This window comes from Dokdonia sp., from assembly GCF_039945015.1.
GTDB lineage: Bacteria > Bacteroidota > Bacteroidia > Flavobacteriales > Flavobacteriaceae > Dokdonia.
Genome location: NZ_JBDUXP010000018.1, coordinates 250,213 through 263,547 on the forward strand (window position 1 = coordinate 250,213; position 13,335 = coordinate 263,547).

The 13,335-nt window shown below is 35.7% G+C and carries 10 protein-coding genes; all 10 read right to left on the minus strand.

Going from position 1 to position 13,335, the window contains the following annotated elements; all coding sequences use genetic code 11:
* Window positions 1–22: 22 nt before the first annotated feature.
* On the minus strand, window positions 23–604 hold the full coding sequence (ruvA, locus tag ABJD27_RS12775; RefSeq protein WP_348165313.1) for a Holliday junction branch migration protein RuvA: 582 nt from the start codon (window positions 602–604) through the stop codon (window positions 23–25).
* A gap of 115 nt (window positions 605–719) precedes the next feature.
* The gene (locus tag ABJD27_RS12780) at window positions 720–2,999 is read right to left on the minus strand and encodes an NADP-dependent malic enzyme (RefSeq protein ID WP_348202050.1); all 2,280 of its coding nucleotides are present in this window, start codon (window positions 2,997–2,999) and stop codon (window positions 720–722) included.
* A gap of 95 nt (window positions 3,000–3,094) precedes the next feature.
* Window positions 3,095–4,042, minus strand: coding sequence for a PfkB family carbohydrate kinase (locus ABJD27_RS12785; protein WP_348165319.1), 948 nt, complete (start codon window positions 4,040–4,042; stop codon window positions 3,095–3,097).
* Window positions 4,043–4,045: 3 nt separating this feature from the next.
* Window positions 4,046–5,215 (minus strand): glycoside hydrolase 100 family protein, encoded by a 1,170-nt coding sequence (locus tag ABJD27_RS12790; protein WP_348165322.1) that lies wholly within the window; start codon window positions 5,213–5,215, stop codon window positions 4,046–4,048.
* A gap of 27 nt (window positions 5,216–5,242) precedes the next feature.
* The gene (locus tag ABJD27_RS12795) at window positions 5,243–7,117 is read right to left on the minus strand and encodes an alpha,alpha-trehalase (RefSeq protein WP_348165325.1); all 1,875 of its coding nucleotides are present in this window, start codon (window positions 7,115–7,117) and stop codon (window positions 5,243–5,245) included.
* Window positions 7,101–8,351 (minus strand): MFS transporter, encoded by a 1,251-nt coding sequence (locus ABJD27_RS12800; RefSeq protein ID WP_348165328.1) that lies wholly within the window; start codon window positions 8,349–8,351, stop codon window positions 7,101–7,103. Before ABJD27_RS12800 ends, ABJD27_RS12795 begins: the two co-directional genes overlap by 17 nt.
* Window positions 8,352–8,387: 36 nt before the next feature.
* Entirely contained in the window at window positions 8,388–9,713 is a 1,326-nt protein-coding gene (locus ABJD27_RS12805) for an MFS transporter (protein WP_348165331.1), read from the minus strand.
* A gap of 158 nt (window positions 9,714–9,871) precedes the next feature.
* Window positions 9,872–10,795 carry a tRNA epoxyqueuosine(34) reductase QueG gene (queG, locus tag ABJD27_RS12810; RefSeq protein WP_348165649.1) on the minus strand — a complete coding sequence of 308 codons (924 nt, stop codon included), beginning with the start codon at window positions 10,793–10,795 and terminating at the stop codon, window positions 9,872–9,874.
* Window positions 10,796–10,799: 4 nt separating this feature from the next.
* Window positions 10,800–12,131 carry a cytochrome P450 gene (locus ABJD27_RS12815; protein ID WP_348165334.1) on the minus strand — a complete coding sequence of 444 codons (1,332 nt, stop codon included), beginning with the start codon at window positions 12,129–12,131 and terminating at the stop codon, window positions 10,800–10,802.
* 88 nt (window positions 12,132–12,219) lie between these two features.
* Window positions 12,220–13,242 (minus strand): Holliday junction branch migration DNA helicase RuvB, encoded by a 1,023-nt coding sequence (gene ruvB / locus ABJD27_RS12820; protein WP_348165337.1) that lies wholly within the window; start codon window positions 13,240–13,242, stop codon window positions 12,220–12,222.
* Window positions 13,243–13,335: the final 93 nt, after the last annotated feature.

A 13,335-nucleotide genomic window follows, 5' to 3' on the forward strand; every position in this document is an offset into this window, starting at 1 on the left:
ATATTTTGTCCCCAAAATGGCTTTACAGTTTTTTTAATGCTTCTTTTATAATTGTCTCTACACTAGCATCTGGTTTTTCTTTAAGAATTTGCATACAGACTTTCTCTGATTGTTTTCTTGCAAATCCTAATGTTTCTAATGCTGATAACGCTTCTTCTTTCTGTGTATTGCTTTGAACGGCAGAATTGACGTCTAAATCAAATACTTTTAAGATTTTATCTTTTAAATCTAAGATAACACGTTGTGCTGTTTTTGCTCCGATGCCTTTGATTCCCTGAATAGTCGCAACATCATTTGATGCTATTGCATGTTTTATTTGATCTGGATGTAATGAGGACAACATTGTTCTAGCTGTACTCGTCCCTATTCCAGAAACAGATATTAACAATCTAAAAATCTCACGCTCCATCACATCCATAAACCCATATAATGTATGACTATCTTCTTTTACTTGAAGATGCGTATATATATGCAATGATTCTCCTTGAGGAAGTGACGAAAAGGTATGTAATGATATATTCACAAAATACCCAACTCCATTGCAGTCTATAACCACATAGGTTGGATTTTTTTCAATAAGTCTCCCCCTTAAATGAGTAATCATTGTTATTTATAGTGTTAAGCCCGTAAATGTAAGAAAATATCTTTATCGAGGTGTTATGATTATTGATAGATTCTCATGTGTCCGCTTTCGCGAAAGCAAACTTAAAAACAATGTATTACATCCCATGCTTTTCTTTCTTCTGCGCATCTATCACAGCAATAGCTGCCATACTTACGATTTCATCCACACTGGCACCTAATTGAAGTATGTGTACTGGCTTACGCATACCAAGCATAATAGGGCCAATATTGTCTGCTTTTTCAAGCTCTTTAACCATCTTGTACGTGATATTAGCACTATCAATATTTGAAAAAACCAATGTATTTACTTTTTTACCTGCAAGTTTTGAAAAAGGAAATTTACTCTGTAACATTTTTCTATTAAGAGCAAAATCTGCCTGTACTTCTCCATCTACAATAAGATCTGGATGGAATCTATGTAAATATGCAACCGCCTCTCCTACTTTTGTCGCTCTTTCATTTCCTGAAGAACCAAAATTTGCATAACTCGTCATAGCGACTACAGGCTCTAGACCAAACATTTTTACTGTAGTTGCCGTCATATGAGCAATATTTGCAAGCTCTCTTGCTGTTGGATCAATATTTATAGAAGTATCTGCCAAGAACAAAGGTCCTCTAGAAGTAATCATTAGATTACAAGCCGCTACTTTCTGAACTCCTTTTGCAGGCCCTATAACTTCTAACAATGGTTTTACCACCGAAGGATAACTCCTACTATGACCAGATAACATACCATGAGCATCACCTTCACTCACCATCATTGCCGCAAAATAATCACGCTGTCTAAGCAATTTTTTTGCATCAAAAAGTGTAATTCCTTTACGTTTACGAGTTTTCCAATAGATTTCTGCGTATTTACTTACTTGATCGAGTTGCTCTTTAGATTTTGGATCTATGATCTCAACGTCTGCATCAAAATCAATCTCTTCTTTTAATTCTAAAATAACATCTCGATTGCCTAACAATACTGGAATTGCAATTCCCTCATCGTGAACAATCTGAGCAGCTTTAAGAACGTCTAACTGATCTGATTCTGCAAAAACAATACGTTTAGGATCAAGTCGTGCTCTATCTAATAATAACCTAACAATTTTATTATCTTCTCCTAAACGCTCTAGTAATGCATCTTCATATGCATCCCAGTCTTTTATAGGTTCTTGTGCTATACCACTTTCCATAGCTGCTTTTGCTACTGCTGGAGGTACCTTAGTGATCAATCTAGGGTCAAAAGGTTTTGGTATAATATAATCTCTTCCAAAAGTAAAACGCGTTTCTCCATAAGCAATGTTTACTTGTTCGGGAACCGGTTCTTTAGCTAACTGAGCTAATGCTTTTACAGCAGCCATTTTCATCTCTTCATTAATTCCTGTAGCGCGTACATCGAGTGCTCCCCTAAAAATAAATGGAAACCCTAATACATTATTTACTTGATTAGGATGATCAGAACGTCCTGTAGCCATAATAATATCCTTACGGGCATCACAAGCAAGGTCATAAGCTATCTCAGGATCTGGATTTGCCATAGCAAAAACAATCGGGTCTTTTGCCATACTTTGCACCATTTCTTGCGAGACTATATCTGCAATAGAAAGTCCCACAAAAACATCTGCATCCTTCATTGCTTCATCTAGCGTATCTATTTTTCTATGAGTAGCAAATTCGTCCTTTTCTTTACTTAGTACTTCTCTGTCTTTTCTGATAACACCTTTGCTATCGAGCATCACAATGTTTTCATTTCTAGCACCAAAAGCTTTATACAAACGTGTACAAGACACCGCTGCCGCTCCAGCTCCACTTATTACAATGCGAACTTCTTCTATTTTTTTATCTGCAATTTCTAAAGCATTAAGTAATGCAGCTGCAGAGATAATTGCTGTCCCATGTTGATCATCATGCATCACTGGGATATCAAGCTCTTCTTTAAGTCTACGTTCTATCTCAAATGCTTCTGGCGCTGCTATATCTTCTAGATTAATTCCCCCAAAAGTAGGTGCAATATTTTTTACTGTTTCTATAAAAGCATCTACGTCTTTTGTCCCTACTTCAATATCAAATACATCAATCCCTGCAAAGATCTTAAACAGCAATCCTTTCCCCTCCATTACCGGTTTAGATGCTTCAGGACCTATATCTCCTAAACCTAAAACGGCTGTCCCGTTAGAAATCACAGCCACTAAATTTCCTTTTGCAGTATATTTATATACATTTTCTATATCTCTTGCAATTTCAAGGCAAGGCTCTGCTACTCCAGGAGAATATGCCAAGGCAAGATCTCGTTGCGTAGCGTATTTCTTTGTTGGAACAACTGCAATTTTACCAGGCATTGGTTTTGCATGGTACACCAGTGCTTCTCGACGTTTATTGTACTTTTTCATAGTTGGTCATTAACTTACAAAAATAAGATATTCTAATATGCGTATGTTTCTTAATTGCAAAATAATATCTCCTTTATTTATCCTTAATAGTTCCTTTATTTTATCCTTAATAATTCTGAAAGGAGATCTCTATTTCTAGGCAAACTCCCTATATTTTGTAATTTGATCGCCGCTAGGGACAATGCAATTCTTAAACTTCTTTCTATTGGAAATTCTTTTAAATAAGCAAATAAAAACCCACTCCAAAAGGCATCGCCAGCTCCAGTAGCATCCATAATATCTTTTATTTTTTCTGCTGGTAGGGTTATTGGTGTTTCATGCTTTCGCGAAAGCGTAACACCCTTACTTCCCAATGTTAAACACACAGTACTTACATTAAGATGATCATGAAAGAAGGTAAATATTTCTTCATGAGAAAGGTGTTCTTCAAAAAGACGCTCCATATCATCTTCACTTATTTTTATAAGCGGATCGTACTGACAATATGCTTTTATTGTCTCCATCGCTTTCAATCTATCTGGCCATATACGTGGAGAATAGTTAATATCAATACTCAAAGTACATCCTAATTCATGAGCCTCTTTTGCTTTTGCTAGAATTGTATTACGAGAAGGGTTTTTACTAAGCGCAAAAGCAGTAGTATGAAAAATACGTGTTTGTTTTATGATTTCTGTAGGGATTTGATTTTCTGTAATCATCACATCCGCTTTTCGGAAAGGAATAAAATCTGGAGTCTCTTTTGTTTTGGAAACAAAGATCACGCTTGTAGGTTGTATTGCATCTTGACGTACACACGTCGTAGAAACCCTATTTTCTTTAAGCTTATTAAGTATAAATTTTCCAAAACCATCTTCCCCTATAGTTCCTGCCAGTTCTACATTAACTCCCAATCGAGTTAAATTCATCGCTACATTAGTAGGTGATCCACCAAGACAACGATGATAATCTCCTGTGTTCTCTATAGGAACATCCATTTGATGTCCTATAAGGTCTATGAGTGTTTCTCCGACACAAAAGACATCTATTATTTTTTTATACTCCACGTATTATATTAATAGTTTATTTGCAGTTAACGTTTGTTTCAACAATATGCTTCCCGCTGCACTCCATGCACAAAAAGGAACACCATTAGATTCACCTGTTTTCGAATTAAAGTTCTCATAGAAACTCCAGTTCTCTTTTTGGTTTAATGTATCTATTTGAGCTAATACTTCTTTTGCTTTCTCTATTTCGTCTGCATACACCAATCCTATACCATAAAAGCCATTGACCATTTGCCAAGTTCCGCCATTATGAAATTCATAAGGGTAATTACGAAATTCATATTTACAATTATTTGTAAGCCATTGCCAGTCTGGATCACCTTCTTTAATCACTGGCCAAAAAGCAGGCATTAATTGTAAATTCAATGTACTTCTTATGTTCTCTGTATAAGCTACAAGTTCTTTTTGATCTGTAGTAGTTCCAATTTTTAATAACAAAGATAAACTATTTGCAAAGCTGTCAAACTGCGTTTGATACCCCGCAGGCTCCAAAGATGCAACCCAATACGAAGTCATTTTTAAAGCACTATATGCTTTAGGGTGATAGTGATTTTTGCTCCCTTCTGTTTTTTTATAGTTTGCAATTACTTTTGCCGTAATTGCTTTTTCTTTTGCTTCTAATGTTTCCTCTTTCTCAAAATGAAGGTAGCAACGCAAAGCCCATATACGTAGCAATTGATCATAAAGTATAAAACCCTGTGTAGGGTACTCATCTGCCCAATTACCACTCCGAGGCACATACATCAAGTCACCATCATTATATTCCCAACTTTGTTGAATTTCAAACCCTTTCATCATGGCTGGTTTAAGTTGTTCAAAAAAATCTTGATCTTTCGTTTTATATACATATTGGCAAACACCTATAATAAACCAAGCCACCGTATCTACACGACCTGCAAGACCTCCAAAACTCACAGAAGGTACATTTCCATCAAAATGCACATTAGATGGTATCATGCCTCGTTCATGCTGATGACTTGCTAGTGTAAGCAATGTATTTTTCATCGCTTCGACTAATGTTTTGTCGCCATCCAACAAACCTGCAAGACCACAAATCACACCATCTCTTGCCCAGACACGTCTATAATTTGCAATATCATTTGCGCTTGCGAGAAAGCCACGTTCTGTAGCTACTTTTTTAAGGAGTTCTATGGAATGTTGATAGGAGGTCAAAAGATTATCAATTATTGATTAAAATTACTAAAACAATACATCTGGATCTACCAACAAATCCAATTTATTTCTTAGATCTAGTGTTAAAATTGATAAACCATATTGATAAGATGCATTCATCCACCCAAAACCACTTGTTGTGATATAATCAAACTCAGTTCCTACATTACCATACTCTGCATATACTTTATGTGTACAAGCAACAACATCATATTTTTCTGGAATGGTTCCATTATAGTCTACAGCGTTTTTGGTAATCATCCACAACCATCTATAGATGAGTTCTTGTAATTCTGTTTCTAAGCCATGTATTTTGAGTCCGCCCCAAATTATCATTTGATGTGGTGCCCAACCATTAGGATAATCCCATTGTCTCTGAACAGCTTCTTCTGGAACTTCTGCATACATCCTTTTTGATGTGCCAGCTACCCCTCCTTTTTCTTTGAGATCACGCATTAAATTTTTGGTAATTTTTGTGGCCCTTTCTTTACCTACAAGTCCTGCCCAAAGTGGAAAATAGTTTGAAGCACTCTCAAAATTGGTTTGCTTTCCTGTTTTAAAATTATAATCAAAATATTGCCCCGCTTCTTCATTCCACATCAGTGCATCCATACGTTCTGCTCTTTCAAAAGCTACCGTATACCAATAGGCCCCATGAAATCCTTCAAACACTCCATCAAAATAGGTGTCGATTATATACCCAAAGTCGATCTCATATTTATATAGCAGGCTATTTAGATCTACCACATTAAGATCTGCACATACATCATCAAGGCGCCAAGAAGTGTCGTGACCGCTTTCGCGCAAGCTACGATCATGTGTAAAATAAGTATCTAGTTTTGGCTCTTGTATCGCTCCCGATTGGTATTGTTTTGCGTATTCTTTTACAGAAAGTGATTCTTCATCATTTCCTGTGCGGCTCGCATTTTTCGCGAAAGCGGATAAAACATCATCAAAATGTCCCTCTTCAGTCTCTGGAGGAATCCCTATACCTTGTGCATAATAACGATTTAATCCATTTTCTGTAAGACGCGGCGCTTGCATCCATACGGTTTCATACTCTTGAATAGCTACTCTTAATACGCTTGCTAACCACTCTTTTCCAACAGATGGATCTGCTTCATAAACTTCATGGATAAACGAACTCAGAAAAGGAGGTTGTGTACGTGTGAGGTAATAGGAACGATTTGCATTGAGTATTTTACCATAATGCGTAATCTGATAACAGAAATTATCAACCATGGCTTTGGCTAAGTCTACTCGACCATTAAGCAACAATCCTACGCCTTCAAAATAACTATCCCACCCATACATCTCATTAAAACGTCCTCCAGGCACCACAAAAGGAACTCCTTTTCCATCCTGTAATGCAAGCGATAAAACACCAGGTGCTTCATTAATAGACTTTACATATTCTGGAGTAATATCTTCTGGTAATATGATGATCTCAAGATGAGGAAATTGATCTTGGATAGATCCGTAATAAGCTATTCCCTCTATATCGGTTGCTGGAACATATAGTCGTTGTGTAGTATCTTCTGCCTTATCATCTCCTACACTTTTACGTAATCCTTCGGCATCTAGTGTACGTGTAAGGTCATCCCAAAAATAGTCTTTAATCATTCTAGAGACACGCGTAGTAGGTGACTCTTCTATTTTTGACAACGGGATATTTGCATCTACTTTCTCAAGTGCTTTTTCTAATGCCAGTTCTTGTAAGAAGTTTGAGAGATGATACGTTGTTGTTATGGTATACGCTTTCGCGAAAGCGTACTCAGAAAAAAGATCTACAGTAAATGCTTTAGGCCCTTTATCTTCTATGGTGATTTTCTTATCCCCATCGGTATCTTCTTGCTTCAATAACCGCAGAAGCGTTTCTTCTATATTACCCTTGAAGTTCATTTTGTGCAATCTCTTTTCGGTTAATCATTTTATATAAAATCCATATAGAAACAAGAATCAAGGTTAACGGAATTAGTGTAAAATAAAACACTTTATCTCCACCTACTACATCAAATAAATTTCCAGTTATAAATGATCCAAATGTTCCTCCTAAAGCAGAAAAAACAACGATTAGTCCAGCCATCGAACTATGCATATGTTTTGGCAATGCAGATAATATTGTTGAATTTAATGTTGGGTAAATTGGAGCTAAAAACAAGCCTAACAAGGGTAATAAATAAGCTGCAACAGGTGCATTTGACCAATCTACTGAGGAATTAATAGTTACATTTTCGGCTAATGGTAAAACTAATATCACGATAATTGCTGCTGCTGCTAAACAAAAACTTAAAAGATAAATCCATTTGATACGACTTAACAAAACACCGCCTAAAAAACGTCCAATCATAATTACACCTGCAAGACTAGCACCTGCTTGAACTGCCATACTTGGTGGAGTTTTTAGTATATCTTGATAAAAGGTAGGCAACCACGTCTGAAAGCTTTGTTCAATTAGAACGTACATAAATATACTTACTATAAATACTATTGTCAGTGGTTTTATAATAAGCAATAACATTTCTTTAAAATCTTCAGAAAATTTGCGTTGCTCAATCTTTGCTGCCTTTTCATCAAATTTGGATATCAACAAAACAAAAAATGCAATTAATGATAGCGCTCCCATAAACCAATACATATTTAGCCAACCAGCAGATTTTGGGTTATTATCATCAATAAAAAAACTAAAAGCAATATTTCCTACCAATATACCAGCCATAAATATGGCTTCTAAGATTCCCATAAAGCTCCCGTGTTCTTTTTGGTTACTTGTAATTAAACCTATAGTTGCAAACACAGAGACTTTAACAAGAGCAAATGAAACTCCTATTGCCAGAAATAATAGTTTAAAGAACCAGAAATCATTACTGAAAGTTGTTGCAAAACACATAACTGTCACTATTCCTAATCCAATGAGCATTGACTTCTTTAGGCCAATCTTGGGCAAAAAAGAGGCTAATATAAATGATGCAATTGCTATGGGAATATCTTTAAACCCTTCCAAAATACTTGCATCGGCTTTAGTGACATCAAAATTTCTTTGAACTTGTAAAATAACTGTTCCTACACTATTTAATAAAAATGCAAAAACAAAATAATTAAGAAAGAGTGAAAGCTTAATTCCGAAATTTTTCATATGCTTATATGTATAAATAACAATGGTATAGTATTACTAGGAAACTGCTTCTGAGGGAGAGTGTTTAAGTCGCAATGCAAGTATCGCTGCTATAGCAAAAAACACCCCTCCAAAAAGGATCGCATTTACTGCATTACCACCTAATAAATATTTATAAATAGGTCCGAAGGTTATTGTCTCAATGCCCATAGGAATAACAATCATCATATTAAGTATTCCCATATAAATCCCACGTTTTCCTTGAGGAACTATTTTTGAAACCATTGTATATGGGATTCCCATCATAGCTGCCCAACCTACTCCAAATAAAATCATAGGAAGCAATACCAAAGTAGTATCATTTATATAAGGAATGGTAAAAAGAGCAATCGCAGAGCCTATTAGACTTAAAGCATATACTCTTTTCCCTCCAAATTTAACCGTTAAAGGCACAAGCGCTAAAGCTACAAGCATCGTGACAACATTATACGTTGTACTCATTTTTGCTGCTTGAGCAGCAGCTTCTCCCGTATCAAACCCCATGGTCACTTTAAATAGAGGAACTATAAATTGCCAATACACAAATAAGGCATACCATTGAAAAAGATAAATAGCAGCTATTTTCCACATAAACTTAGGCATTCCTTTTATTGTAGAAGCGATCTCAACAAAAGGCTGCTTAAAACGTTCTCCAAATGACAACCTTTTATATGCATTGACTTCTTCCATTTCTTCATCACTTGGTGGTATTTCAGGTGTTTTCAAAACTGACCAAATAATAGTAGTCAAGGATAAAACAGCTCCTATAAAAAAGGAGTAATAAAGCCACTTAGGAATCTTCCCCACCGCTTCACTAACACCTTCAGGTAAGCTAAACCAATCCTGAAATAAAAATATAGAGGCCGTTGCGAGCAATATCCCAGCTCCAACAAATAGGCTTTGCATTTGATACCCTAGACTTAATTGTTTTTCTGGTAATTTATCTCCCACAAAAGCTCTGTATGGTTCCATTGCCATATTATTACCTATATCTAAAAGCCAAAGTAGTGAGACTGCAATCCAAAGCGTAGGGCTAAAAGGAAATGCAAATAGGCATAAACTCCCTATGATAGCTCCAATCAAGAAAAATGGTTTTCTACGCCCAAATTTTGGCGACCACGTTTTATCACTTATTGCTCCAATAATGGGTTGCACAATAAGCCCTGTAATGGGTCCGGCAATATTTAAAATAGGAAGTAAATCCTCAGCAGCTCCTAGGTATAAAAAGATAGGGTTAATGGCTGTTTGTTGTAATCCAAAACTAAATTGAATCCCAAGAAATCCAACATTCATATTGAATATTTGCCAAAAAGAAAGTTTTGGTTTTTTAATGTTTTTAAACATGTCGCTTATTTTTAATAAAGGAAGAATACCACGTATTTACAAATAGTACTTTTCATAGTAGTAATATCTGCATTTTTCTGGAATTTTATGGGTATTATAGGAAATACTCAACGAAAACGATTTCGTAAAAACAACTAAAATATCATATAAAAAGAACACTATTCCTTTATAAACTGTATGTTGCGAAGTAAGCCAGAATATTTGGTTCGTTTTACGGCAGATTTTTTAAAAATTTCAGAAAACACTTCTTGGGTAATTTCTTCCCACTCTTTCTTTGTGTAATCTAATAACTTTGGGTTGGGGTCAAATAAGGGCTCACTATGTGATGTACTAAAGCGATTCCAAGGACATACATCTTGGCACACATCACACCCAAAGACCCAATCATCAAATGATCCTTTTACAGAGGTAGGAATGGCATCTTTTAATTCGATCGTAAAATAACTGATACATTTACTCCCATCTACTTTATAAGGTTCAACAATCGCTTGTGTCGGACAGGCGTCTATACACGCTGTACAACTCCCACAGTGATCTGTCACAGGAAGATCGTATTCTAAATCTAGGTCTACGATAAGCTCTGCTATAAAATAAAAAGAACCTGCTTTTTTTGATAACACATTACTATGCTTCCCCATCCATCCTAGTCCGCTTTTTACAGCCCAAGCCTTATCAAGAACCGGTGCGCTATCTACAAAGGCACGACCATGTACATCTCCTATTTCAGACTGGATATGATGAAGTAATTCTTTGAGTTTATCCTTAATAACAAAATGATAATCTCTCCCATACGCATATTTTGAGATCTTATAAGAACCTTCTTTTTGGACTTCACTTGGGTAGTAATTAAGCAATAAAGAAATCACACTTTTAGATCCTTCTACTAGTTTTGTAGGATCTAATCGTTTATCAAAGTGGTTTTCCATATACTGCATTTCCCCGTTCATTTGGTCTTTAAGCCACTGCTCAAGACGAGGCGCTTCTTCTTCTAAAAAACCTGCTTTTGATATACCGCAAGACATAAATCCCAAGCGTTTTGCTTCGGTTTTAATAAGAGCGGTATGTTTTGCTCGATTCTCTATCACTTTAATCGCGAGGAATAAATTCTAAAATTGCATTTTGAGGCTTTAAGGTAATCAAAGGTTTGATTTCTATAGGTGTATCCTCTGCTATTATTTTATAGCGTTGCACAACTTCTGTAATAGCTAAGACCATTTCATACATTGCAAAATTATTCCCGATACACATTCTAGGTCCTGCACCAAAAGGCAAATATGCTTTATGTTTCATCCCTGCATTATTTGCAAAACGATCTGGATTAAAAACCTCCGGTTCTTCCCAAAAATCTTTATGCATATGAATCTCTATGATTGAAAAAAGCAAATTAGACTCTTTTGATATAGTAATCCCATTAAAAGAATCTTCTTCATAATTAACTCGATCTACAAAATAAGCTGGTGGATATAATCGCATACCTTCTTCTATAACCTGTTTGGTATACTCACATGCTTTAATATAATCTAATGAAGATGTTGTGTTCGCTTTCGCGAAAGCGTGCTCAGCATACACCCTTTCTTGCACATCTTGATGCCTAGCTAGTAATTGTAATATAAATGTAAGTGCATTTGAAGTTGTCTCATGGCCAGCTACAAAAAGAATCAATATTTCATCTAGAAGTTGCGACTCCTCCATAGCCGTACCATCTTCATAGCGAGCATCAAGCAACATATCTAATAAATCACCCTGTCGTTGATCGCTTTCTAGTCGTTCATCTACTAGTTTTTTAAGAATTGTTCTCGCCTCTATAGTCAGATTAATGTGCTTTTTAATTGGCCCTCCATATTTAAAATACAGCGTTTTAAAAGGTTGCCTTAATTCTTTCACAAGCATTTGCTGTGCAGCCTCTGTAATATATTGGAGCCGTTCTATCACAGGTGTATCTATCTCAGATTTAAACAATGCTTTTGCGACCGTTTGAAATGCCAGATCATTTAAAATAGGAAAAATATCTATTGGGATATTAGGTTTTATATGATCTACCTCTTCCTTAATTACTTCTAAAACAGTATCTAGCAGTTGTTCTAGTTGCTTCTTATGAAAAGCTGGCTGAATTAAACGCCGTTGCTTTTTCCAGAGTTCACCTTCGGCAGTAAGCAATCCTTTACCTACATATTTTGAAAGGTCTTTTGTCTGAATTTTAGATTTTGTATAATTACGTTGATTTTTTTGAAGTGTATATAAGGCAAAGTCAGGATTTCTAGAAAATATAACAGAGTTTCCAAGTCCCAATTTTAATCGAAATGTATCTCCTTTCTCTTCAAAATTTTGATGATGGAAAGGCAAAGGATTTTTAACAATCTTACTGGCATTTTTAAGAAACTTAAAAAACGAAACTGTAGGGATTATTTTTTCTTTCATCTATACTCTTTGCATTCAGATTGCATCACTTAATAGCATGCAAATAAACATCGTTTATTAAATGCATTTTCTTTATTCTTATGATTCTCTAAAACAGTCCTCCCTGAGTAGGTCCTTTTACTCTTCCTAGGTGACGATATGCTTCTTCTGTCACTTCCCTTCCTCTAGGTGTACGCATAATAAATCCTTGTTGTATTAGGAAAGGTTCATAGACTTCTTCTATCGTTTCTGCACTTTCAGAAACTGCTGTAGCAAGTGTTGTTATACCTACGGGACCACCTTTAAATTTATCTATAATTGTAGCAAGTATTTTATTATCCATTTCATCAAGACCATGAGCATCTACATGAAGTGCTTCTAAACTATACTTTGCAATTGCAATATCTATATTTCCATTTCCTTTTATTTGAGCAAAATCCCTCACACGACGCAATAATGCATTTGCTATACGAGGTGTTCCTCTACTTCTACCAGCAATTTCTATGGCTGCTTCCATAGATATAGGAACTCCTAAAATATGGGAACTACGCTGTACAATAGAAGTTAACAACTCTGTACTATAATATTGTAATCGTGAAGAAATACCGAAACGAGCACGCATAGGAGCTGTTAACAATCCTGAACGCGTTGTTGCTCCTACTAATGTAAACGGGCTTAAATCAATCTGTACAGATCTAGCATTGGGCCCTGTTTCTATCATAATATCAATACGATAATCTTCCATAGCTGAGTATAAGTACTCTTCTACGATAGGGCTTAATCTGTGGATTTCATCTATAAAGAGTACATCTCTCTCGTCTAAATTGGTAAGTAATCCTGCTAGGTCTCCTGGTTTATCTAGTACAGGACCAGAAGTAATTTTAATATTGACCTCTAATTCATTAGCTAGAATATTTGCTAGTGTTGTTTTTCCTAAACCTGGAGGGCCATGAAACAATGTATGATCCAAAGCTTCTCCTCTTAAATTTGCTGCTTGCACAAAAATTTTAAGATTTTCTAGCACTTGATCCTGACCTGTAAAATCGTCAAAGGATAGTGGACGCAATGCACGTTCAACATCCATCTCTTCATTAGAGTATCCTTCGCTCGTTGGATCTAGATGTTCATTCATAGGGTCAAGATATAATAGATTTATACCGTTTCTGATATACATTAGAAATGGTCTTACACAAATATAAGAATTGTGAGAGTACGCTTTCGCGAA

Bases quoted from the DNA above. Each gene is read 5' to 3' on its own strand.
- ruvA (WP_348165313.1), bottom strand. From the start codon at position 604: ATGATTACTCATTTAAGGGGGAGACTTATTGAAAAAAATCCAACCTAT.
- ABJD27_RS12780 (WP_348202050.1), bottom strand. From the start codon at position 2,999: ATGAAAAAGTACAATAAACGTCGAGAAGCACTGGTGTACCATGCAAAA.
- ABJD27_RS12795 (WP_348165325.1), bottom strand. From the start codon at position 7,117: ATGAACTTCAAGGGTAATATAGAAGAAACGCTTCTGCGGTTATTGAAG.
- ABJD27_RS12800 (WP_348165328.1), bottom strand. From the start codon at position 8,351: ATGAAAAATTTCGGAATTAAGCTTTCACTCTTTCTTAATTATTTTGTT.
- ABJD27_RS12805 (WP_348165331.1), bottom strand. From the start codon at position 9,713: ATGTTTAAAAACATTAAAAAACCAAAACTTTCTTTTTGGCAAATATTC.
- ABJD27_RS12815 (WP_348165334.1), bottom strand. From the start codon at position 12,131: ATGAAAGAAAAAATAATCCCTACAGTTTCGTTTTTTAAGTTTCTTAAA.
- ruvB (WP_348165337.1), bottom strand. From the start codon at position 13,242: ATGAATGAACATCTAGATCCAACGAGCGAAGGATACTCTAATGAAGAG.